The following is a 22,580-nucleotide window of genomic DNA, read 5'->3' on the forward strand; positions in this document are numbered from 1 at the left end:
GGGGGGGGGTCTTGTGTGGGATATTTTGGCGAACGTTTATTTCCTCTCCATCGTACAAAATCGGGTGGGGCGTGGGGGGGGTTGCACCCGCCATGGGCGCGGGCCCCCCCCCGCCTGCAGGTTCTCGATCCCGACGTCGAGCGCCGCCTCGAGGTGGCCGATGCCCCCGGTCGAGAGCATCACCACCACGCCGCCCTGGATGCCCGCCAGCAGGGCGGCCGCTGTGCGTCCGGCGTCCACATCCGCGCCCACCTCGCCGGCTTTCTGCAGGTGGCGGATGCCCGTCTCGATCTCGTCCTGCCAGCGCCGCAGCAGCTCGCTCACCACGGCCTGCGCCCCCGGAGTCGCCCGGCCCAGCTGGGAGATCAGCACGTTGAGCGGGCAGTGCCGGCCGCGGCTGTCGTAGTGCGAGACGACCGTGTCGCGCCAGCGCTGCCACCCCGCCCACGACGTCAGCTCGCCGAGCTGGGGCTGCTGGACCGCCAGGACCTGGTCCGCTTCGAACTGTGCCACCGCCAGCAGGAGCCCTTCCTTCCCGTCGGGGAAGTAGTGGAAGAGCTGGCTCTTGCTGGTGCCCGTCCGCGCCCGGACGTCGTCGAGCGTCGTGACGGCGACGCCGCGCTCGCGGATCTCCGCCGCGGCGCCTTCGATGATCCGCTGCCGCGTGGCGGCGCCCTTCGGGGTCAGCCTTGGACTCACAGGTCCACTTTAAACGGGTGTCGGGAAACGGGGCGAGACGGGACAATCCCGGCATGTCCACTGTCACGCCGTTCGCGGTCCTGGCGCTGATCGGTGCCGCGTCCGGCGCGGTCACGGCGTGGCTGATCCTGCGCCGGAGCCCGCCGGTGCGGGTGCTCACGCCCTCGGCACCGCCGGAGCCGATGGAGCCCGAGGTCACCGCGCGGCTGCTGGCCGACGACCACGCCGCCCGGCTCGCCGCGCTGGCCCGCCTCGCCGAGGCGGCCGACGCCGATCCCGCGCGGCGCCAGGACTGCGTCGAGGAGATCGCCGCCCAGTTCCGCTACCGGTGGCTCGACCGGCCGGCGTGGCAGGCGGAGCTCTGGCGGCTCCTGCTCCCGCACCTGCGGCGGGACTCGCCGCGCTGCTGGCCCGGGATGTCCCTGCGCTTCGGGCACACCGTGCTCCACGACGTGGACCTGCGTGGTTGCGAGGTCCTCGACGTCGTGTTCCGCAGTGTCCGCTTCGTCGGCGACGCCCACTTCGACGGGGTGGTCTTCGCCGGTCTGGCGTCCTTCGAGGAGGCGTGCTTCGCGCGTCACGCGTGCTTCCGGGGCGCGCGGTTCGGCGTGGGCGCGGACTTCGAGAACGCGACCTTCACCGGGAGCGCGGAGTTCACGCGGGCGAGCGCGGGCCGCGCGATGTGGTTCGACGAGGCCCGGTTCTCGGCCCGCACGGACTTCTCGGAGGTCGTGTTCGCCGACGACGTTTCGTTCGCGGGAGCCGGTTTCGCCGGCCGCACGACGTTCCGCGGCGCGCGGTTCGCGTCCGACGCCTTCTTCGGCGGTGCCCGGTTCGGTGGGCACGCCGACTTCACGGGAGCGACGGCGGAGGAGTTCCGGTTCCCCCGCGCGCGAGCGCGTACGGACATCCACGCGGTGCGGCACTGGCCGGCGGGCTGGACGCCCGGGCCACCGCAGCCGCTCAAGCCGGGGCAGTGGGCCGAGGTCGTGAGTGGGAAACTGGGTTAGAACGCTGTTTCTCACTCACGACCGGTGATCGGCAGCACGGTGTCGTCGCGGAGGAACACCGGGATGCGGTCCGCCGGTGCCGGCGCCTCGACCGTGGCCCCGCCTTCGTGGCGCGAGCCGGTCACCGCGTCCGTCCACTCGGCACCCGCGGGCAGGTACACCCGCCGGGAGGTGGCCCCCGGCGAGAGCACCGGTGCGACCAGGACGTCGGGGCCGAGCAGGAACTGGTCGGAGACGTCCCAGGACGGAGCGTCGCCGGGGAAGTCGACGAACAGCGGCCGCATCGGCGGGACGCCCTGTTCATGGGCCACCCGCATCTGGGCCATCAGGTACGGCCGCAGCCGTTCCCGCAGCCGCAGCGACGCCGAAATCGCGGCGTACGCGGGATCGCCGAAGGACCAGGCTTCGTTGGGCCCGCCGGTCATCTCCGGGCCGAACGGCGGGCGCGGGTCGCGGAAGCCGTGCAGGCGGAACAGCGGGCAGAACACCCCGTACTGGAACCACCGGACCAGCAGTTCGCGGTACTCGGGCGAGGCCGGGTCGCCGCCGTGGAAGCCGCCGATGTCCGTGGTCCACCAGGGGATCCCGGCCAGTGCCACGTTCAGCCCGGCCCGGACCTGCGTCCGCAGCGACGCCCACGTCGCCGGGACGTCACCCGACCACAGCGCCGCCCCGAAGCGCTGGCTGCCCGCCCACGCCGAGCGGCTGAGCAGCACCACCTCGTCGTCGCCCTCGGCGCGGATGCCGTCGTGGAACGTCTGCGCGTTCGCCTGCGGGTAGAGGTTGAACACCTCCGCGCCCGGGCCGGCGTGGAAGCCGAGGTTGTGCGGGTGGCCGGGCTGGATCTCCGGCTCGTCGCCGTCGAGCCACCACGCGCGGACGCCCAGGTCGTAGTAGTTCTCCTTGACCTTGCCCCAGACGAACCGCCGTGCCGCCGGGTTCGTCGCGTCGTAGAACGCCACCGGCATCTCGGTGCCGAACCCCTTGTCCTTCCACGGCGCGTGCGCCGGGACCCCGCTCTCGGCGGCCACCAGCAGCCCCCGCTCGTGCAGCTCCCGGTAGTTCTCCGAGAGGGGGCTGACCGACGGCCACACCGACACCATCAGCTTGACGCCCAGCTCGTCGAGCTCCCGCACCATGCCGGCCGGGTCGGGCCACTCGGCCGGGTCGAACGTCCAGTCGCCGAGGTGCGTCCAGTGGAAGAAGTCCGCCACGATCACCGACAGCGGCAACCCGCGCGCGTGGTACTCGCGCGCCACGGACAGGAGCTCGTCCTGGGTGCGGTAGCGCAGCTTCGACTGCCAGAACCCGGCCGCCCATTCGGGCAGCATCGGCGCGTACCCGGTCGCGTCGGCGTAGTTGCCGAGGATCTCCCGCGGGCCGTCGCCGGTGGTGACCCAGTAGTCGAGCTGACGCGCGTCGTCGGCGACCCAGCGGGTGCCGTTCGCGGCCAGCTCCACCCGGCCGACCGCCGGGTTGTTCCACAGGAACCCGTAGCCGCGGCTGGACAGCAGGAACGGCACCGACACCTCGGCGTTGCGCTGCACCAGGTCGAGCACGAGGCCCTTCTGGTCGAGCCGGCCGTGCGTGTGCTGGCCGAGGCCGTAGATCCGCTCGTCGTCGTAGGCGGTGAACCGCTGTTCGAGGCGGCCGTACCCGTTGCGCGAGGGCATGAACAGCCGCGCGCCGGGCCACCAGAAGTGCGCGCGCTGCTCGGAAAGCAGCTCCTCGCCGGTGCCGGTCCGGACGAACGTGAGCTGTGCGTCGATCCCGGTGTCGGTGTCGGCGATCTCGACGATCACGGTGAGCGGGCCGTTGACGACCTTGCCGCAGCGCCCCTCGACCGAGGCGGTGGCGGCCGACGGCTTCGCGGGCAGCAGCGCCCCCGGCACGTCGTCGAGGATGCGGTGCCGGCCGGCGCGCACGCGCAGGCTGCCCTCGCCCCACGGTTCGACGCGGAGGACCTCGTGCCGCACGGTGACTTCCAGCGAGCGGCCGTCTTCGGAAGTGATCACGCGGTCTCCTTAGTCTTTGACGGCGCCGCTGGTCAGCCCGGCGACGACGTACCGCTGGGCCACGACGAGCAGGACGGCCGCGGGGACCGCGGCGAGGACGGCGGTGGCCATGATCCCGTTCCAGTCGGCGGACTGGTTGCCGACGAACCGGTAGATGCCGACCGTGATGGGCTCGAACGACTGCCCGGTGGTCAGGGTGACGGCGAAGAGGAAGTCGGCCCAGGCGAACAGGAACGAGAACAGCCCGGCGGTGACGAGCGCGTTGCGGCTGACCGGGAGGATGATCGAGCGGAACGTCCGCCAGTACCCGGCACCGTCCACCCGGGACGCTTCGGTCAGCTCCTTCGGCACGGAGATCATGAACGCCCGCAGCAGGAGCACGGCGAACGGGATGGTCGCGGTCGAGTCCGCCAGCACCAGCCCGAGGTAGTTGTCGATCAGGCCGAGGTTGCTGAACACCGTGTAGAGGGCGTTGGCCATCACGATGCCCGGGATCATCTGCACGATGAGCAGCACGAACACCAGCACCGGCCCGCCGCGGACCTTCAGCTGCGCCAGCGCGTACGACGCGGGCGCGGCGATCGCCAGTGACACGAGCACGGTGCCGAGCGCGACGACGACGCTGGAGAGCAGGTGCGGCCCCTGGGAGGACAGCGCCTTGCGATAGCCGTCCAGGGTGCCGCCGACCGGGAAGAACGCCGGGTCCGGGCGCAGCAGTGCGCCGCTGGGCTGCAGGGAGGCGTTGACCATCCAGTAGAGCGGGAACAGCAACACCGCGACGATCAGGACGCCGAGGACCGTCCGCGCTTTCATGCCGCGGCCTCGGCCAGGGTCGCCTTCGCCGAGCGCAGGTACAGCAGGCCGAACACCGTCGCCACCAGGATGAGGACGTTCCCGACCGCGGCGCCCTGCCCGAAGGCGAAGTCCTGGAAGGACAGCCGATAGGACCACGTCGTGAGCGTCTGCGTCGCGTTGGCGGGCCCGCCACCGGTGACGACCATGATCACGTCGAACACCTTGATCGTGTAGACCAGCCCGAGCATGAGCACGATCCCGGTGACCGGCCGCAGCAGCGGCCAGGTGACGTGCCGGAACCGCTGCCACGCGCCCGCGCCGTCGAGCGCCGCGGCTTCGTGGAGCGACGCGGGGATCGCGCGCAGCCCGCCGTGCAGGATCACCAGGTTGAACGGGATGCCGATCCAGATGTTGGTGAGGATCACCGCCGGCAGCGCCCAGCCGGTGCTGCTCAGCCACGGCACCGCGTCGAGGCCTGCGAACCGCAGGGCCGCGTTCAGCACGCCGTGGTCCTGGTCGAACATCCACCGCCAGACCGCGCCGCTGACGACCAGCGGCAGCAGCCAGGGCAGCAGGAGCAGCGACCGCAGCAGCGCGCTGCCGAGGAAGCGCCCGCTGAAGAAGACCGCCAGCGCCAGGCCGATGCCGAACTGGAAGACGAGCGACCCGGCGGTGAACAGCACGGTGTTGAGGACCGCCGTCGAGAAGAGCGGGTTGCCGAACACGGCGGCGTAGTTGGCGAAGCCGACGAAGGGCGCTTCGCCGGTGTAGAACGACTTCACCGTGTAGTCCTGCGTGCTCATCACGACGTTCGCGGCGAGCGGGTAGCCGAAGAACACCCCGACGTAGACCAGCGCCGGCAGCAGGAACAGCCACGCGGCGAACCGGTTGTCCCGCCGGGGTTTCCGGCCGGCGCGGGGAGGTGCCGCGACGGCCGGGGCGACCAACGTCACGACCCGCTCGCTTGTTGGGCGGCCTTCAACGCCTGGTCGGCCGGCTGCTTCCCGGTCAGCGCCGCCTGGATCGCGTCGGCCAGCGCCTGCGAGACCTTCGGGTACTTCTCGCCGAGTTCGGCGGTGCGGGAGCGGGCGGTGCCGACCTCGTCGACGAACGCCTGCATCGCCGGCTGCTCCGCGCCGAACTTGGCGGCGGTGGCCGTCTTCGACGGGATGTAGGCGTGCGCCTTGCTCCACTCGAGCATCGTCGGCTCGGAGAGGATGCAGGAGAGCACCTTGCCGGCGGCCTGCTGGGTGGGCCCGCCGGTGACCGGCACGGCGCCGACCTCGCCGCCGAGCGCGACGATCGGCTTCGCGCCCGCCTGCGGCACCGGGATCGGCACGACGCCGTAGTGCAGCGACTTCTGCTCGTCGAGGCGGGCCAGGTTCCACGAGCCGTTGACCATCATCGCCGCGTTGCCCGCGACGAACTGGTCGGCGACGTCGTTCTGGTTCCACGTCACGACGGACTTCGAGGCCGAGCCGGAGTTCACCAGGTCGGTGACGAATTGAAGCGCTTTCACGGACTGCGCGGAGTCCAGCTGGGACAGTTCGGCGCCGTTGCTCCAGAAGAACGGGAGGAACTGCCAGGTGCCTTCCTCGGACGGGATCGCGGAGAAGGCGAGGCCGTACTTGCCGTCCTTGGTGAGCTTCGCCGAGGCGGCCTTCAGCTCGTCCCAGGTCTTCGGCGGCTCGACACCGGCCGCGGTGAGCAGGTCCTTGTTGTAGATGAGGGCGAGGCCGTTGACGCCCGGGGCGACGCCGTACACCTTCCCTTGGTAGGTCCCGGCTTTGACGATGCTGTCGTAATAGCCGTCGGTGGTGATGCCGTAGCCGTCCAGCGGGGTCAGCGCGCCGGTCGCGGCGACCTGCTGCAGCGTCGGGTTGTCGGTGAAGAGCAGGTTCGGCAGCGTCTTCGAGCTCGCGCCCTGCAGGACCTTCGGCAGCATCTGGGCGGTCGGCACGGTCTGGCGCTCGATCTTGATCCCGGTCTGGGACGCGCACGCGTCGAGGATCTTCTGCCAGGCCGCGGAACCCTGCTCGTCGGCGTAGTAGTCGAGTTCGGTGATGGACGAGGCAGGCGCGGCCGCGGTGCCGCTCGGCGGTGCGGCGGGGGTGGGGCTGCACGCGGCGAGCAGCACGGCGCTCGCGGCCAGCAACAGGGCGCGACGGGGTAGGGACATGGTGATCCTCCTTCGACGCTGGAGCAGAACCGATCAGGCGCGCGGCGCGGCTGTGCTGTCGCGCCGGGTGAGGCGGGGCCCGAGCAGCCGGACCTCGGGGGTGGTGTGGCCGGCGAGCCGGCGCATGGTCATCTCGACGGCCTGGGTCCCGACCTCTTCGGCCGGGATGGCGACCGTGGTCAGCGCGACCGCGTGCTGCTCGGCCATGCTGTCCGGGCAGACGGCGACGACCGAGATGTCCTCGGGCACCCGCAGGCCGCGGTGGCGCAGGTCCGAAAGCAGCCCGGGGAGCACGGCCTCGTTGTGCACGACCAGGCCGGTCAGGTCCGGGTCGGCGGCGAGCAGGTCGTCGAGGCAGGCGCTCACCGCTTCGTAGGAATGCGCGCACGGCCGGTTCGTCGCCCGCACGTCGTGGGTCTTCGCGGCGTCGTCGAACCCGCGCAGGAACCGCGTCGCGTAGCTCGTGCCGCGGCGGTAGACCGCGGGGGAGGGGCCGATCAGCGCGACCGAGCGGTGGCCGAGGTCGGCCAGGTGCGCGACGCACGCCGAGCCGGCGGCGGTGAAGTCGAGGTCGACGCAGCTCAGCCCGGCCGGGTGGTCGGGCACGCCGATGAGCACGACCGGCAGGTCGAGCGCGATGAGCATCGGGACCCGCGGGTCGGCGGCTTCGACGTCCATCACCATCAGCGCGTCGGCGATCGCCGACGACGCCACCCGCTGCAGCGCGGCGGGGCCTTCGTCCTTGGTGAGCAGCAGCAGGTCGTGGTCGTGCGCGCGGGCCGCGGTGACCGCCGAGGCGACGAACTCCATCACCACGGCGACGTTGAGGTCCGTGCGCAGCGGCACGACGAGGGCGAGCACGTTGGTCTTGCTGCTGGCGAGCGCGCGGGCCCCGGCGTGTGGGTGGTAGCCGAGCTTGCGGATACTCTCCTCGACCAAGCGGCGGGTCTTCGGCGAGATCGAACGCTTGCCGCTGATCACGTACGACACCGTGCTGGGGGCCACCCCCGCGGCGCTGGCGACGTCGTTGATCGTGACCACGGGCGGCCTCCTGGAGACGTGGTGGAGCGCAGTGAGAGTCGAAGCGCATCGACAATGGCACGAAGGTAAGGGACACCCGGCCGAAACACAAGCAGGATTCGCCGTCGGAAGATATTCGATTCGCATTCGACGATCATCGCTCGCGTCGAAACTGTCGAACATCGCTGATAGGAGATCTTCGCCCAGCTCAAGGCCAAGTTTTCGGAGCAGGCCGGACTTCCTGGGTGCGCTCCCAGGAAGTCTTGACCTCGTGCTCACACGACTGTAATAGTCGTCACCATCCTCACCTTCGGCGCGAATGTTCCGCGCCGCACTGTCGAAACGATTCGACGAATCCGGGAGGCCGTCCGTGCGCCAGTCCCCGCTCCGCCGTGCCCTCGTCCCGGTGGTCGCCGCCACCCTGCTGCTGGCGCCCACGCCGGCGCTCGCGGCACCCCCGATGCCCTTCCGCGACCCGGCGCTGCCGCTCGCGACCCGGATCGACGACCTGCTGTCGCGGCTGACGGCGGACGAGAAGATCTCACTGCTGCACCAGTACGAGCCCGCCATCCCACGCCTGGGCATCGGCGTGTTCAAGACCGGCACCGAGGCACTGCACGGCGTCGCCTGGTCGACGGACTACGACAACAACGGTGCCGTGGTGAAAGCCGACGGCACGGTGTTCCCGCAGGCCATCGGCCTGGCGTCGACGTGGGATCCGGCGCTGGTGAAGCAGGTCGGCACGGCCGTCGGGCAGGAGGCGCGCGGCTTCAACGTGCGCAACCCGACACTGTGGGGCCTCAACCTGTGGGCGCCGGTGGTCAACCTGCTGCGCGACCCGCGCTGGGGCCGCAACGAGGAGGGCTACTCGGAGGACCCGTACCTCACCGGTGAGCTCGCGGCGGCGTACGGCCGCGGCATCCAGGGCGACGACCCGCGGTACCTGCAGGCCGCGCCGACGTTGAAGCACTACCTCGCCTACAACAACGAGGTCGGCCGCGACACCAGCAACTCCTCCGTGCCGCCGAAGATCCTGCACGACTACGACGAACAGGCGTTCAAGATCCCGCTGCAGGCCGGCGCCGCCAACGGCGTCATGCCGTCGTACAACCTGGTCAACGGGCGGCCGAACACGGTGAGCCCGGACCTCGGCGGCCTGCTGCGGAAGTGGGCGCCCCAGGACATCGCCGTCGTCAGCGACGCCGGTGCCCCGTCCAACCTGGTCAACTCCGAGAAGTACTACGCCACCAAGGCGGAGGCGGACGCGGCGGCCATCAAGGCCGGGCTCGACAGCTTCACCGACAACGACACGAACGGCTCGATCACCGTCGAAGCCGTCAAGGAAGCTCTGGCCCGCGGGCTGCTGACGATGGCCGACGTCGAGCGGGCCGACCGGCACCTGCTGTCGCTGCGCTTCCGGCTCGGCGAGTTCGACCCGCCGGGCCGCAACCCGTACGCGAAGATCACCCCGGCCGTGATCGACTCGCCCGAACACCGGGCGCTCGCGCGCAAGGTCGCCGACGAGCAGGTCGTCCTGCTGCGCAACAACGCGAACGCGCTTCCCTTGGACGCGGCGAAGAATCGCAAAATCGCGGTTGTCGGTCCGCTGTCGGACACGCTGTACGAGGACTGGTACAGCGGGTCGATGCCGTATCGCGTCACCCCGAAGCAGGGCATCGCCGAACGCCTCGGCGCGGCGGGCACGGTGGCGTCGTCCGAAGGCGTCGACCGGATCGCGCTCAAGGACCTCTCGACCGGCCGGTACCTGACGGCGCCTTCTTCGCCCGGCAAGGTGACGGCGGGCGGGACCGTCGCGGGCACGGCGGAGTCCTTCGACGTCTTCGACTGGGGCGCGGGCAAGAACACCCTGCGCGCGGCGGCGAACGGGAAGTACCTGGGCTTCTCCGGCGCCGCGCTGGTGAACGACGCCGACCAGCCCACCGGGTGGTTCGTGCAGCAGCAGCTCAAGCTCGACCCGCAGCCCGACGGCAGCTACGTGCTCGAGTACGCGGGCAACGAGGTGACCGAGCCGTGGTTCGGCCCGAACCGCTTCGCCGTCGTCGGCGCCGACGGGGTCCTCACGATCTCCGCGCCCGACGCGGCGCACGCGACGAAGTTCGGCCGCGAAGTGGTCACCAGCGGGGTCTCCTCGGCGGTCGCCGCGGCGCGAGGTGCCGACACCGCGGTCGTCGTGGTCGGCAGCATGCCGTTCATCAACGGCCGGGAGGCGAACGACCGGACGAGCACGGAGCTGGCTCCGGCTCAGCGCGCGTTGATCGAAGCCGTGCGGAAGGCGAACCCGCACACCGTCGTGGTGGTGGAGAACAGCTACCCGACGACCGGCTGGGACACGCTGCCGGTGCCGGGGATCGTGTGGACGAGCCACGCGGGGCAGGAGACCGGGCACGCGGTCGCGGACGTCCTCTTCGGCGACCACGACCCGAGCGGGCGGCTCACGCAGACCTGGTACGCCTCCGACGCCGGGCTGCCGGGCATCCTGGACTACGACATCGCGAAGACCGGCATGACGTACCAGTACTACCGCGGGAAGCCGTTGTACCCCTTCGGATACGGGCTGAGCTACACAAGCTTCCGGTACAGCGGCGTGCGTGCTTCGCGGGCCGGGGATTCCGTGCAGGTCAGCGTGGACGTGACCAACACGGGTGCCCGCGCCGGGACCGACGTCGTCCAGCTCTACTCGGCGAAGTCCGGCGTGCAGCGGCTGCGGGACTTCTCCCGCGTGACGCTGAAGCCGCACGAAACGCGCGCGGTGCGGTTCTCCGTGCCGGTCGCCGACCTGGCCTCGTGGAACGTCTCGCTGGACCGGTCCGTCGTCGAGCAGGGGACGTACGGCTTCTCGGTGGGCCGCAACGCTTCCGACCTCTCCGCGGCGCAGCCGGTCTTCGTGCCGGGGGAGCGGATCCCGCCGCGCGACCTGAGCCGTCCCACGCAGGCGCAGAACTTCGACGACTACGCCGGGACGACGTTGACGGACACGGCGAAGACGGCGGGCACCTCGGTGTCCACTGTGGCCGGGAGCTGGCTGGCTTACCGCGATGTCGCGCTGAACGGTCCCACCCTGCTTTCCGCATCGGTGTCCACAGTGGAGCCGTCGCGGATCACGGTCCGGTTGGACTCGCCGACCGGCCGGATCCTCGGTACGGCTGCGGTGCCGTCCACGGGGGACCGGTACGCGTACACGACGGTGACGGCGGCGCTGGCGAAGGCGACCGGCCGCCACGACGTGTACCTGACCTTCGACGGGCCGGTGAACCTGGCGACCTTCTCCTTGCGGTGAGTGTCTTGAATGACTCATTCAGGACCTGCGAGGTCCTGAATGAGTCATTCAAGACGTTCGGACGCCGCCGGTCACGGTTTCCGGCCGACCCCGGCGTACGGGAGGGCGTTGATCGACGGGTCGTCGGACATGTCGCCGGCGCCCTCCGGCTTCCACATCGCACAGCCGACCACGCCGGGCTCGACCATCTCGAAGCCGTCGAAGAAGGCGAGCACCTCGTCGTGCGTGCGGGGGACCGGCTGGTTCTGCTGGTTCTGGTTGCTCTTGTAGACCTCGACCGCCTCGTCGAGCCGGCCCGCCTCGGAGTCCGCCGCGACGTGGGTGACGGCCAGGAAGCTGCCCGGGGCCAGCCGGTCGCGGAAGCGGGCCAGGATGTCCGACGGCTCCCACGAGTCCGGCACGAAGTGCAGCAGCAGCAACATGAACACCCCGACCGGCTGGTCGAGGTCCAGCAGCTTGCCGGCACCGGCGAAGATGTCGTTGACGTCACGCAGGTCGGCCTGCAGCACCAGGCAGTTGTCGTTGTCCTGCAGCAGCAGCTCGCTGTGCGCGACCGCGACGGACTCGCGGTCGACGTACACCACGCGGCACGACGGGTCGGCCTGCTGGACGATCTCGTGCAGGTTTCCCACGGTCGGGATGCCGGAGCCGATGTCGAGGAACTGCCGGACGCCGGAGTCGACCATGAACCTGGCCGCGCGGCGCAGGAACGCGCGGTTGAGACGGGCCGCGTCGCGCACGCCGGGCATGATCTTGAGGATCTGCTCCCCGAGCGCGCGGTCGGCGGCGAAGTTGTGGTCGCCGTCGAGCCAGAAGTCGTACACCCGCGCCGGGTTCGGCACCGTGGTGTCGATCTCCGGCGGTACCCAGCTCAGTTCCCCGGTCACCCGACCTCCCACCCTCACGCGCCCTCGGAAGGCCGCTTTTGAAGTGTCGCAGTGTAGCGCCCTCACCCGTTCGTGTGGACCCACGCTCGGCCCGTCCGCCGCCCGCTAGGGTGACCCGGTCGCGAGGAGACGAGACATGACCGACGCGCGTCCCGTTCCGGGCCGGTGGCCCGTGCTCGGGCACACGGTGCCCCTGCTGCGCGACCCGCTGAAGCTCTTCACTTCCCTTCCGTCGCACGGAGATGTCGTCGAACTCCGCCTCGGGCCGCTGCCGGTGCACGTGGTCACCACCCCGGAACTGTCCTGGCAGGTACTGGCCACCGACGCCGACAAGTTCGACAAGGGCCTGGTCTTCGACAAGATGCGCCCGCTCTTCGGCGACGGCCTGGCCACCTCGAACGGCGAGCTCAACCGCCGCCAGCGCCGCCTGGTGATGCCCGCCTTCGGCCGGACCCGGATCGCGGGCTACGCCGAGACCACGATGACGAAGCTGGCCGACGAGCTGGCGAGTTCGTGGCAGCCCGGCGAAGTCGTCGAGTTCGACCGGCGGATGCAGGACCTCGTCCTGACCATCGCCGGGCAGACACTCTTCTCCACCGCGCTCGGCGACGAAGCACTGGCGGAGATCCAGCGCTCGATCCCGGTCATGCTGAAATACGTGCTGATCCGGGCATTCTCTCCGAAATTCGTGGAGAAACTGCCGATCCCGCCGAACCGGAAGTTCGACGCCGCGGCCGCGCGCCTGCGCGACATCATCGGCGAGACCGTCGTCGCCGCCCGGGAACAGGGAACCGACCACGGTGACCTGCTGTCGATGCTGCTGCTGGCCCGCGACGAGGACACCGGCGAGGGCATGTCCGACCGGCAGGTGCACGACGAGGTCATCACGATCCTCACCACCGGCGCCGAGACCACCGCCGTCGCGCTGGCCTGGTTCTTCCACGAGCTCGGGCAGCACCCGGAGGTCGAGCGGCGGTTCCACGCGGAGGTCGACGACGTCCTCGGCGGCCGGGCCGCGCGGTTCGAGGACCTGCCGGATCTGGTGTACACGCACCAGATCGTCAACGAGATCGTGCGCCGCACGCCGCCGCTGATCCTCATGCGCCGCGCCCGCGAGGACGTCGAGCTCGGCGGCGTCACCGTCCGGGCGGGCAGCGAGGTCGCGGTCAGCCAGCACACCCTGCACCGGGACCCGCGCTGGTTCCCCGATCCGGACCGCTTCGACCCGGACCGCTGGACGCCCGGCCACACCGCGGAGCTGCCGAAGGGCGCGTACATCCCCTTCGGTGCCGGTGCGCGGCTGTGCCCGGGGCACGTCTTCGCGCCGACGGAGATCGGCATCATCGCCGCCACGATCGGGGCGCGGTGGCGGCTGGTTCCCGTGCCGGGCAAGAAGGTCCGGGCGCAGCTCAAGGCCACCATGCAGCCGAACCGGCTGCCGATGACCGTGGTGGCACGGACCTGACGGTGCCCGTTCGGCTACCGGGTGTAGTGTTCCGGAGTTCCTTTCACCTGTCCGAGTCCAGAGGGAGTGCGGCGTGAAGCTGCCCGTCAAGGTGACGTCAGCCCTGTTCGCCTGCGGTGTCCTGCTCGCTTCGATGACCGCCGCGATGCCCGCCGAGGCCGCCGCGATCTCCTGCACCGACACGGATCTGCCGGTCAGCGGCACGGGCCTGCCACCGCTGGTGCCGGGCGCGCCCGCGACGATGCACGGCCGGTTGTGCCTGCCCGCCGGTGACGCCCCGGACACCGTCCAGCTGCTCGTGCACGGCGGCACGTACAACAGCGCGTACTGGGACCTGCCGTACCAGCCGGAGCGCTACTCCTACCAGCGCGACATGGCCGCGCACGGCTACGCGACCTTCGCCGCCGACCAGCTCGGCGCCGGGCGCAGCAGCCGCCCGCTGAGCCTGCCGCTGTCGGTCTGGGCGGCCGCCGAGTCGACGCACGAGGTGGTCGGCCACCTGCGCGCCGGGCACGTCGGCGGCGTGCGGTTCGCGAAGGTCGTCATCGTCGGGCACTCGGTCGGGTCCGGGGTCGTCGCCGTGGAGGCGTCGACCTACCACGACGTCGACGGCGTGGTCCTCACCGGCATCACGCACCTGCCCGCGCTGCCGGTGCTGGCGCTCGGCGCCGCGCTCGGCCTGCAGCCCGCGCTGCTCGATGGCCAGCTGGGCCGGCTCGGCAGCGACCCGCTGTACTTCACGACGAAACCGGGCGCGCGGGCCGGGCTGTTCTACGCCGCGGGTGATGCCGACCCCGGCGTGGTCGCCGCCGACGAAGCGACCAAGGACCAGGTTTCGGTACCCGGGATGGGCACGGTCGCGTTGTTCGGGATCGTGTTACCGGCCACGAAGGGAATTTCCGTACCGGTTTTCCAGGTGGTGGGGGAAAAAGACGTTCTTTTCTGCGGGCTGCTCGCCCTGCGTGACTGTTCGGACGCCGGAGTGCTCCGCGCGCAGGAAGCACCGTACTACGCCGACCCGTCGAACCTGTCGATGTTCGTCCTCCCGGGTGCCGGTCATTCCGTTGCGTTGCACGAGAACGCGGCGGATTACCGCGACGCCACCCGGTCGTGGCTGCGGGATCGCCTGGCGATCGCTCCGCAGGGTTACCACTCGATTGGATGAATGCTGTTTCGTGCGCCGGACACCATTTCGCGCCAAGATATATCGGCTACCCGAACCGGAGTGTGACTGATCCCCAGGACAGGCTGAGGTGACTGTTCCCCATCCCCGCGGTGACCACCCGCGGCAGAAGCCGTCCGCCGAACGTGCGGCGAGACGGCTCGGCACCCTGGCGCGCAAGTGGGGCTACCTGATCAGCACGACCGCGTACCTGCCGCACACGCCCGAAGAGATCGAGCGCGAGCTGGCGGTGCTCGTCGGGCGGCTGTTCGAAGCGGTCGTGAGCGACCCGCCGGAGCTGGAGGAAGCCGGGGCCGTGGGCGCGCGGCTCGTGGAGCTGCGCTGCGTCGGCGCGGACAGCCTGCGCCGCAGCCTCGAGGTGCTCGGCAAGGCCCTGCTGCGCGAGCCGGAGCTGCGCCGGGTCGACGGGCTGGCCGAGCGGGTCGTGCTGGTGCTCGGCGCGCTCAGTTCGGGCTACGGCGAGACGCTGCGCGAAGACATCCAGAAGCGCCAGGAAGCCCTGAGCCGGGCCCTGCTGAAGGTCGAGCAGGAGACGCGGCAGAAGCAGGTCATCACGCGCGCGCAGTTCGAAGAGGTGTTCTCCGGCTCCGCCAGCGGCGTCGCCCTCACCGAGCTGGACGGCCGCGTGCTGCGCGCCAACGCGGCGCTGGCCAAGACGCTCAACCGCACGCCCGCCGAGATCGCCGCGATGACGCTGTTCGACCTGGTGCACCCGGAGGAGGTCGACGAGCTGCGGAAGGCCTACGGCGAGCTGGTCGCCGGGCGGCTGCACCGGCTGCGCGTCGGACGCCGGCTGGTCGGCAGGGACGGCGAGCCGATGTGGGCCACCTTCGCCGCGTCGGTGATCCGCGACGCGGTCGGCGCGCCCCGGCAGCTGATCACCATCGTCGACGACGACACCGAGGTGTCGCTGCTGCAGCGGCGCTTGTCCCACCAGGCCCTGCACGACGTGCTCACCGCGCTGCCGAACCGGCAGTTCTTCAGCACCCGCCTGGAGAACCTGCTGCGCGAGGCCGACGCGTCGCGGGGTGTCACGCTCTTCCACCTCGACCTCGACGGCTTCTCGCAGATCACCGGCGGGCTCGGCCAGGACCTCGGCGACCGGGTGCTGCGCGGGGTCGCCGGGAAGCTGAAGACGGTCTTCGACGGCGAGAAGGCGCTCATCGCGCGGCTCGGCGGCGACGAGTTCGGCGTGCTGGTCCAGAACACCGGGGACACGCCGGGCGTCCTGACGCTCGTTCGCCGGATCACGCACGAGCTCGCGGAGCCGGAGTACGTGGACGGGCACCACGGGGTCGCGGTGTCGGCCAGCATCGGCGTCGTGCACCGGCCGCCCCGCGACATCACGCCGGCCGAGCTGCTGCGCGCGTCGGACCTGACGCTGCGCCGCGTGCAGCGGGCCGGGGCCCAGTGGGGCCTGTTCGACCGCGAGCTGGACCGCCGCGACCGTCACGACTTCGGCCTGGCCGCGGCGATGGCGGGCGCGTGGGAGACCGGCGAGATCGAGGTCGGCTACCGGCCGCTGGTGGCCGCGGTGGGCGGCTCGGTCCTGGGTGTCGAGGCGCGGCTGCGCTGGAACCACCCGGCCGAAGGCGTGCTGCCGCACGAAACCTGCGTCCGGCTGGCGGGGGAGACGGGGCTGGCGCTGCCGCTGGGCACGTGGCTCCTGCGCACGGCGGTCGAGCAGGTCGCGGTGGCCGGCGTCGCCGTCCCGCTGACCGTCGAGCTGACGTCGCACCAGGCTGCCGACCCGGAGCTGGTCGGCGAGATCCGCGGCGTGCTGGAGTCGAGCGGCTTGGCGCCCGAGCGCCTGCGGCCCGGCTTCCCGGCCGCGACCCTGCTCGCGGACTCCGGCGACGCGGCGGACAACCTGAAGGTGCTGGCGGAAATCGGCGTGGGCGCGGAGATCCACGAGTTCGGCGCGGCGGCCGACGTGACGTGCCTGGTCGACATGCCCACGCGCACGGTGCGCTTGGCCGCCGACGTGCTGGCCCACCGCAACCACCCGCTGCTGGCGGGCTCCCTGGCGGCCCTGATCGACGCGGCCCACGAAGCCGGCGCGGTGGTTTCCGTGACGGGCGTGGACGACGACGCCCAGGCCGAGTGGTGGCAGGAGCGCGGTGCCGACGTGGCCTGTGGGCCGCTGTACACCGCGCTCCCGGGCGGCCTGCCACGCTGCTGAGGCGTCAGATCCGCACCAGCACCTCGTCGAGGGACTTGCGCTGCAGGTCGGGTACGACGCAGTCGTCGGCCGGGTAGCCGACCGGGATGACGGCGAACGCGCGTTCGTTGCGGGGCCGGCCGAGCAGTTCGCCCAGGAACCGCATCGGTGACGGCGTGTGCGTCAACGCCGCCAGCCCGGCCACCTGCAACGCCGTCAGCAGCATGCCGACCGCGATGCCCACCGACTCGTCGACGTAGTAGTGCTTGTGGACGCCGCCGCCGTCGTCGAGGGCGAACCGTTGCTGGAACACGACGATCAGGTACGGCGCGTCGGTCAGGTGCGGCTTCACCGCGTCGGTACCCAAGGGCCGCAGCGCGTCGAGCCACTCGTCGCCGAGCCGGCCGTCGTAGGAGATGCGTTCCTCCGCTTCGGCGGCTTCACGGATCGTTCGGCGTACCGAGGGATCGGTGACGAGGACGAACGTCCACGGCTGCTGGTGCGCGCCACTGGGGGCCGTGGAGGCCACCGCGATCGCGTCGAGCACCGCGCGCTCGGGGACCGGGTCGGGGGAGAACATCCGGACCGAGCGCCGCGCTTCCATCCGCTGCCGCAGGGCGGCGGCCTCGGCGACGGCTTCGGCGGCGGGCACGCGGGCCGGCCGGTACGGGACGGGGCGATACGTCATGCCCGGATTGTGGCGGGGAACACCGCTGCGCCATCAGGGCCGAACGTGCGATTTCCGGGGCAGCGGCGTCCGCTATACGGACAGTAAGGTGATCCTTGCCTGGATTTTTACGCCGAACGGCGCAAGGGAACTATGCCAATCGGTCCTGTCGCGTGAAGTGATCTCCTCATTACCCTCCAGTAGTCAGTGGTGCCGATCACAGTCGCCGGAGGAGGCCCCATGGCGTCGCGCGTCCGAGGACCCGGCTCCGAAGACCGGCGCGAACTGCGGCTCAGGCACATCGCCGGCTGCCTGTCCTGCACCCTCAAGTGCGGGTACTGCGGGCTGCCGGTGCGGCTCACCGGACCGGGCGCGCACCCCGGGTACGGCGTGGTCGAAGAAGTCACCGGGGAACTGGTGCTGCTGCACCGGTTCTGCCGCGGCGCGCTCGGCCGGTGCGGGACGCGGGGGTGCGTGCTGCGGCGCGCCCACCTCGGCCGCGCGACCGAGCAGTACGAAACCGGCCGGCGCCGTCCCGGGCGCTACCAGCGCCTCGGCGTCCGCCGGTCGCCCGATCTCGATCTGTACCGGAAACACTGGCGGGTCGCGAAGATGCGGTACGCGTGCAAGGCGTGCCGCTACTACACCGGCTCGCACTGAGCCCTTCCTCGAAGTACGACCGGAGGACCCGTGCTCGTTCGTCTCATCCTCGGCCTGCTCATGACGGTCGTCGGCCTCGCCGTCGCCGGCAAGCGGGTGGCCTTCCTGTACCGGCTGATCAAGGCCGGCCAGCCCGACACCAAGCGGTCGGACGACCTGGGCGCCCGCGTCTTCGCGCAGGTGCGCGAGGTGTTCGGCCAGCGCAAGCTCCTGAAGTGGTCCGTGCCCGGGCTGGCGCACTTCTTCACGTTCTGGGGCTTCGTGATCCTCGCTTCGGTGTACCTCGAGGCGTACGGCGCGTTGTTCGACGAGCGGTTCGCGATCCCGTGGATCGGCCACTGGGCGGTGCTCGGCTTCCTGCAGGACTTCATCGCCGTCATGGTGGCCGTCTCGCTGGGCGTGTTCGCGGTGATCCGGATCCGGCAGGCGCCCGAGCGCAAGGAACGCGCGTCCCGGTTCTACGGCTCGCACACCGGCGGCGCGTGGCTGATCCTGATCATGATCTTCAACGTCGTCTGGACGATGTTCTTCTTCCGCGGCGCGTCTTCGGCGTCCGGCAACTTCCCGTACGACTCGGGCGCGTACGTCTCGCTCGGCGTCGGGAATCTGCTCGAGCCGCTCGGGCACTCGACGACCGAGGTGCTCGAGACGGTCGGCCTGCTGCTGCACATCGGCGTCATGCTGGTGTTCCTGTCGATCGTGCTCTACTCCAAGCACCTGCACATCTTCGTGGCGCCGATCAACGTCTCGGCGAAGCGGCTGCCGGACGGGCTCGGCCCGCTGCTGCCGATGGAGTCCGGCGGCAAGCCGATCGACTTCGAGGACCCGGGCGAGGACGACACGTTCGGCCGCGGCAAGATCGGCGACTTCACGTGGAAGGGCATGCTCGACTTCTCGACGTGCACCGAGTGCGGCCGCTGCCAGTCGCAGTGCCCGGCGTGGAACACCGGGAAGCCGTTGTCGCCCAAGCTGCTCATCATGAGCCTGCGCGACAACCTCTTCGAGGAGGCGCCTTACATCCTCGCGGGCACCGAGCACGAGGAGGCGCGCCCGCTCGTCGGGACGGAGGCCGACAACGGCGTCATCGACCCGGACGTCCTCTGGTCCTGCACCACCTGCGGCGCGTGCGTCGAGCAGTGCCCGGTGGACATCGAGCACGTCGACCACATCGTCGACATGCGCCGCTACCAGGTGATGATCGAGTCGGCGTTCCCGACCGAGCTCGGCGGGCTGTTCAAGAACCTGGAGACCAAGGGCAACCCCTGGGGCCAGAACAACTCGGAACGCCTCGCCTGGACGAAGGACCTCGGCTTCGACGTCCCGGTGTTCGACGGCGAGCTCGCGGACGACGTCGAGTACGTCTACTGGGTCGGCTGCGCGGGCGCCTTCGACGACAACGCCCGCAAGACCGTCCGCGCCACGGCGGAGCTGCTGCACATCGCCGGCGTGAAGTACACCGTGCTCGGCAAGGAGGAGTCCTGCACCGGCGACCCGGCGCGGCGCGCGGGCAACGAGTTCCTGTTCCAGATGATGGCGCAGCAGACGGCGGAGACGCTCAACGCGGTGTTCGAGGGCCGCGAGCCGCGGCTGCGCAAGATCGTCACGACGTGCCCGCACTGCCTCAACACGCTGAGCCGCGAGTACCCGGACCTGGACGGGCACTACGAGGTCGTCCACCACACGCAGCTGCTCAACCGCCTGGTGCGCGGCGGCCAGCTGACGCCGGTCAAGGCGGTGGAGGACGGCCCCAAGGTCACCTACCACGACCCGTGCTACCTCGGCCGCCACAACAAGGTCTACACGCCGCCCCGCGAGCTGGTCGGGGCGACGGGCGCGACGCTCGAGGAGATGCCCCGCCACGCCGACCGGGCCCTGTGCTGCGGTGCGGGCGGTGCCCGCATGTGGATGGAGGAGCAGATCGGCAAGCGCATCAACCTGGAGCGCGTGGACGAAGCGATCGCGACCGACGCGGAGACGATCGTGACGGGCTGCCCGTTCTGCCGGGTGATGCTGACCGACGGGCTGGTGCAGCGGCAGAGCGAGCAGAAGGCGGAGAACGTCGACGTCCGCGATGTGGCCCAGCTGCTGCTGGAACGGGTGAAGGCGCCGGCGCCGAAACCCTGACGCCTACTGGTCGACGGCTTTGATCGTCGCGCAGAACCCTTCGATGGCGGCGAGGTCCTGCTTCGGGACCTCGTCGCCGGAGAAGTGCATGAGGTCGTTCCTGATCCGGCGCGCTTCTTTGAGCAGGTCGAGGAACGCCCCGTGGTCGAGCGGCCAGTTGAGCAGGTCGAAGTGGTGCTGGTCGGCGAAGAGGCGCACGTAGTTGCCGAACGTCGGGTTGCCGTTCGCCCACGGGGGCACGGCCTTGTCGAGCACGTCCTCGGGCAGGCTGCGCTTGGTTTGGCGGCGAAGCCGCAGCTCCGCCTCTTCGAGCAGGGAGAACGGCCGTGCCAGCGTGCCGAACTGGCGGGCGAGGTCGTTGGCGGTCAGGACTCCGATGAGCTTCCGGCGGTCTTCGCCGCGGACGAAGACGTAACCGTGCCGGTAGATCTCGTCGATCTGCGCGAACAGCTCGTCGTCGAAGTCGATGACCCGGACCTGGGTGGTGGCGTCCCGCAAGGTAGGCGCGGGGTTCGTCAGGCGGGCCCGGCCGATCGACTCCCAGCTGACCGCGCCGACGCAGAAGCCGTCCGCGTCCGTCACCGCCAGCTGGGAATAGTCCTTGGCCAGCATGAGCGTCACCGCGGTGGCGAGGGGCTTCCCGGCCGTGACGGCCACGACGGCGGGCTTGTCCGGCAGGACCGCGCGCACCATCCACCGGGTCGGCAGGTCGTCCGGCGCGTCGACCTCGAGCGGATCCGCTTCGGAATCCGCCGTGCCCGGCTCGTCGGCGATCGGGACCAGCTCGACGACGGCGTCCATCCGGGCCGTGGTGAACGGCGGCTTGGTCGTGACGCCGTGCTCGGCGAGCTCGGAGCGAACGGTCACCAAGGAGGTCGCGGTGCGCCGCCGGTAGTCCCACATGGCCAGCAGGTCCCGGACGGTCAGCTTCACGGGCGTCGCACCGGTCTCGACGGCTTCCCACAGGTCGGCCTGGGTGGCATCGGGATCGAGGCTCGCCGAGGCGTGCTGCCAGCCCGGGTCCGCCCGCCCGGCCGCGACTTCCCCGATCCGCCGGGCGGCCTCGTGCCGGCTCAGCCGGCAGACCGTGAGCAGGGAACCGAGGCTGCCGCGCAGGTCGGGTTCGAACTCGCCGGGGTCGATGCCGGTGCGGAGCCACCGGACCGGCCGGGCGTGCCGGCAGTCCGGGGTCGCGTCGGGGCGGTAGTGGTAGGACCCGGTGATCTCCCCGATGGCGAACTGCCGCACGTTCTTGAGAGGCATGACGACGAGGTCGCCTTCGCTCATCTCCCGGTAGAAGCGCCACAGCTGCCCGGCCCAGTTCCCGACCACGTAGTTCGAGCGCTGCGGGTAGCACTCCCGGAGGCCCGCCTTGAGCGCGTCCTTGCTGCCGAACCCGCCGAGCGCGGGGACGCCACCCCAGCCGACGATCGCGAGACCTTCGGCGAGGGCCTCCTGGTCGCGCTCACCTTGCCGGCCCGCGCGGACCTGCCATGCTGACTTCATCGTTCTCCCGGTTCCCTGGGGCCCAACTGGCTTACGCACCCAGTCGGTCGAGGGACGATGATCGTCGCCCGAACGCCGACCTGTTCACCCGTTCGCGCGCATCTTTCCGCCGCGGCGCTGCTCTGTCCGGAGTCAGGACAAAGCGGGAGGGGCGATGGGGCAGCGGGAGCAGGCGACGATCGAGACGCTCGGAGGCGCGGTCGCGCGGCTGGAGGTGCGGCGGGGCTCGTGGCTGGTCGGCCGCGCCCCCGAGGCGGACCTGAAGCTGTATTCGGACCGGGTGAGCCCGCGGCACGCGTGGCTCCGGCGGGACGCGCGCGGCACCTGGGTGTCCGACGCCGGCTCGCGCACCGGCACGCTCGTCAACGGGGAGGCATTGGCGCCGAGTCAGGCCCGGCTGCTGCGCGACGGCGACCGGGTGTCCTTCGGGCCGATCACCACGGTTTTCTCGGACGTCGGCGCGGTCGGCGAAGAGCAGCCGGTGTTCGCCGTGGTCCCGGCCGAACGGACCGGCGCTGTCGCGCTGGTGGTCGGGCCCGTTCTGTTCGTGACCGGGTTCGCGCTCGGTGCGGTGCGGGTGCTGCGGCACTTCGGCGCCGGACCCGAGTTCGGGGTGGCCCTGCTGGCGGCGGGCCTGCTGGTGACCGTGCTCGGCCTCGCGTTCGCGCGCCGGCGGAAGGCGCGGCCGCGCCGCTTCGGCGCACGGTGACTTCGCGCGGGAGCAATCGCGCCGGCCGACGGGCGCGGTGCCCCGGTCAGACGTCTTGAATGAGTCATTCAGGACCTCCCAAGACCTGAATGACTCATTCAAGACGCTCGAGTCCGGCCGCGGCGGAAGCTGGGCGGGCGGAATCGTGACTGCGCGCGGGAACCGCCGCCCCGGGGAGCCGTCTCCGAGGGCGGTTTTCGTT

General features: G+C 70.9%; 17 protein-coding genes. 8 read left to right on the plus strand and 9 right to left on the minus strand.

The window, feature by feature from the left end; genetic code table 11:
• Positions 1-36: 36 nt before the first annotated feature.
• Positions 37-699, minus strand: coding sequence for a TetR/AcrR family transcriptional regulator (locus QQ657_RS37335; protein ID WP_284747047.1), 663 nt, complete (start codon positions 697-699; stop codon positions 37-39).
• A 53-nt stretch (positions 700-752) separates the two neighbouring features.
• Between QQ657_RS37335 and QQ657_RS37340 the strand changes: the two genes are divergently transcribed.
• Positions 753-1,709, plus strand: coding sequence for a pentapeptide repeat-containing protein (locus tag QQ657_RS37340; RefSeq protein WP_284747048.1), 957 nt, complete (start codon positions 753-755; stop codon positions 1,707-1,709).
• Positions 1,710-1,720: 11 nt separating this feature from the next.
• Here the strand turns inward: QQ657_RS37340 and QQ657_RS37345 are convergent, their stop codons facing one another.
• Genes QQ657_RS37345 through QQ657_RS37365 form a run of 5 tightly spaced genes read right to left on the minus strand, consistent with a single transcriptional unit; the run spans position 1,721 to position 7,739 of the window.
• Positions 1,721-3,724, minus strand: a complete 2,004-nt coding sequence (locus QQ657_RS37345; protein ID WP_284747049.1) for a glycoside hydrolase family 31 protein — start codon at positions 3,722-3,724, stop codon at positions 1,721-1,723.
• A gap of 9 nt (positions 3,725-3,733) precedes the next feature.
• Positions 3,734-4,537, minus strand: a complete 804-nt coding sequence (locus tag QQ657_RS37350) for a carbohydrate ABC transporter permease (protein WP_284747050.1) — start codon at positions 4,535-4,537, stop codon at positions 3,734-3,736.
• Positions 4,534-5,472 (minus strand): carbohydrate ABC transporter permease, encoded by a 939-nt coding sequence (locus QQ657_RS37355; RefSeq protein ID WP_434056818.1) that lies wholly within the window; start codon positions 5,470-5,472, stop codon positions 4,534-4,536. The genes QQ657_RS37350 and QQ657_RS37355 overlap by 4 nt, the downstream gene beginning before the upstream one ends.
• Complete coding sequence (locus tag QQ657_RS37360; RefSeq protein ID WP_284747051.1) at positions 5,469-6,698, minus strand: sugar ABC transporter substrate-binding protein; 1,230 nt, start codon at positions 6,696-6,698, stop codon at positions 5,469-5,471. The genes QQ657_RS37355 and QQ657_RS37360 overlap by 4 nt, the downstream gene beginning before the upstream one ends.
• 33 nt (positions 6,699-6,731) lie before the next feature.
• Positions 6,732-7,739 carry a LacI family DNA-binding transcriptional regulator gene (locus tag QQ657_RS37365; RefSeq protein WP_284747052.1) on the minus strand — a complete coding sequence of 336 codons (1,008 nt, stop codon included), beginning with the start codon at positions 7,737-7,739 and terminating at the stop codon, positions 6,732-6,734.
• Between the two features lie 349 nt (positions 7,740-8,088).
• Here QQ657_RS37365 and QQ657_RS37370 point away from each other — a divergent pair, with 349 nt between their 5' ends.
• Complete coding sequence (locus tag QQ657_RS37370) at positions 8,089-11,016, plus strand: glycoside hydrolase family 3 protein (RefSeq protein WP_284747053.1); 2,928 nt, start codon at positions 8,089-8,091, stop codon at positions 11,014-11,016.
• 71 nt (positions 11,017-11,087) lie between these two features.
• Here the strand turns inward: QQ657_RS37370 and QQ657_RS37375 are convergent, their stop codons facing one another.
• A complete protein-coding gene (locus QQ657_RS37375; protein WP_284747054.1) occupies positions 11,088-11,903 on the minus strand; it encodes an SAM-dependent methyltransferase in 816 nt (271 codons plus the stop codon).
• Between the two features lie 136 nt (positions 11,904-12,039).
• On the opposite strand from QQ657_RS37375, the gene QQ657_RS37380 reads away from it, so the two are divergent.
• From QQ657_RS37380 to QQ657_RS37390, 3 genes are all read left to right on the plus strand, one after another.
• Positions 12,040-13,368, plus strand: a complete 1,329-nt coding sequence (locus QQ657_RS37380) for a cytochrome P450 (protein WP_284747055.1) — start codon at positions 12,040-12,042, stop codon at positions 13,366-13,368.
• A 133-nt stretch (positions 13,369-13,501) separates the two neighbouring features.
• Positions 13,502-14,533: an alpha/beta hydrolase gene (locus QQ657_RS37385; protein ID WP_434056820.1), complete on the plus strand. Its 1,032-nt coding sequence runs from the start codon at positions 13,502-13,504 to the stop codon at positions 14,531-14,533.
• Positions 14,534-14,621: 88 nt separating this feature from the next.
• The gene (locus QQ657_RS37390) at positions 14,622-16,733 is read left to right on the plus strand and encodes a putative bifunctional diguanylate cyclase/phosphodiesterase (protein ID WP_284747057.1); all 2,112 of its coding nucleotides are present in this window, start codon (positions 14,622-14,624) and stop codon (positions 16,731-16,733) included.
• Positions 16,734-16,737: 4 nt separating this feature from the next.
• On the opposite strand, the gene QQ657_RS37395 is transcribed toward QQ657_RS37390, so the two are convergent.
• Positions 16,738-17,400: a nitroreductase family protein gene (locus QQ657_RS37395; RefSeq protein WP_284747058.1), complete on the minus strand. Its 663-nt coding sequence runs from the start codon at positions 17,398-17,400 to the stop codon at positions 16,738-16,740.
• 219 nt (positions 17,401-17,619) lie between these two features.
• On the opposite strand from QQ657_RS37395, the gene QQ657_RS37400 reads away from it, so the two are divergent.
• Together QQ657_RS37400 and QQ657_RS37405 are read left to right on the plus strand one after the other, a co-directional pair.
• Positions 17,620-18,039, plus strand: a complete 420-nt coding sequence (locus tag QQ657_RS37400; protein WP_284747059.1) for a hypothetical protein — start codon at positions 17,620-17,622, stop codon at positions 18,037-18,039.
• A gap of 30 nt (positions 18,040-18,069) precedes the next feature.
• Positions 18,070-20,163, plus strand: a complete 2,094-nt coding sequence (locus QQ657_RS37405; RefSeq protein ID WP_284747060.1) for a (Fe-S)-binding protein — start codon at positions 18,070-18,072, stop codon at positions 20,161-20,163.
• Between the two features lie 3 nt (positions 20,164-20,166).
• On the opposite strand, the gene QQ657_RS37410 is transcribed toward QQ657_RS37405, so the two are convergent.
• Positions 20,167-21,669, minus strand: a complete 1,503-nt coding sequence (locus QQ657_RS37410) for a DUF8426 domain-containing protein (RefSeq protein WP_284747061.1) — start codon at positions 21,667-21,669, stop codon at positions 20,167-20,169.
• A gap of 154 nt (positions 21,670-21,823) precedes the next feature.
• Between QQ657_RS37410 and QQ657_RS37415 the strand changes: the two genes are divergently transcribed.
• Positions 21,824-22,378, plus strand: coding sequence for an FHA domain-containing protein (locus tag QQ657_RS37415; RefSeq protein WP_284747062.1), 555 nt, complete (start codon positions 21,824-21,826; stop codon positions 22,376-22,378).
• The last annotated feature ends 202 nt before the right edge of the window (positions 22,379-22,580 follow it).

This window comes from Amycolatopsis ponsaeliensis, assembly GCF_030182635.1.
GTDB classification, from domain to species: domain Bacteria; phylum Actinomycetota; class Actinomycetes; order Mycobacteriales; family Pseudonocardiaceae; genus Amycolatopsis; species Amycolatopsis ponsaeliensis.

Excerpts from the sequence above, each read along its gene's own strand:
- QQ657_RS37395 (WP_284747058.1), bottom strand. The coding sequence starts at position 17,400 with ATGACGTATCGCCCCGTCCCGTACCGGCCGGCCCGCGTGCCCGCCGCC.
- QQ657_RS37340 (WP_284747048.1), top strand. The coding sequence starts at position 753 with ATGTCCACTGTCACGCCGTTCGCGGTCCTGGCGCTGATCGGTGCCGCG.
- QQ657_RS37410 (WP_284747061.1), bottom strand. The coding sequence starts at position 21,669 with ATGAAGTCAGCATGGCAGGTCCGCGCGGGCCGGCAAGGTGAGCGCGAC.
- QQ657_RS37415 (WP_284747062.1), top strand. The coding sequence starts at position 21,824 with ATGGGGCAGCGGGAGCAGGCGACGATCGAGACGCTCGGAGGCGCGGTC.
- QQ657_RS37380 (WP_284747055.1), top strand. The coding sequence starts at position 12,040 with ATGACCGACGCGCGTCCCGTTCCGGGCCGGTGGCCCGTGCTCGGGCAC.
- QQ657_RS37350 (WP_284747050.1), bottom strand. The coding sequence starts at position 4,537 with ATGAAAGCGCGGACGGTCCTCGGCGTCCTGATCGTCGCGGTGTTGCTG.
- QQ657_RS37385 (WP_434056820.1), top strand. The coding sequence starts at position 13,502 with ATGACCGCCGCGATGCCCGCCGAGGCCGCCGCGATCTCCTGCACCGAC.
- QQ657_RS37400 (WP_284747059.1), top strand. The coding sequence starts at position 17,620 with ATGGCGTCGCGCGTCCGAGGACCCGGCTCCGAAGACCGGCGCGAACTG.
- QQ657_RS37360 (WP_284747051.1), bottom strand. The coding sequence starts at position 6,698 with ATGTCCCTACCCCGTCGCGCCCTGTTGCTGGCCGCGAGCGCCGTGCTG.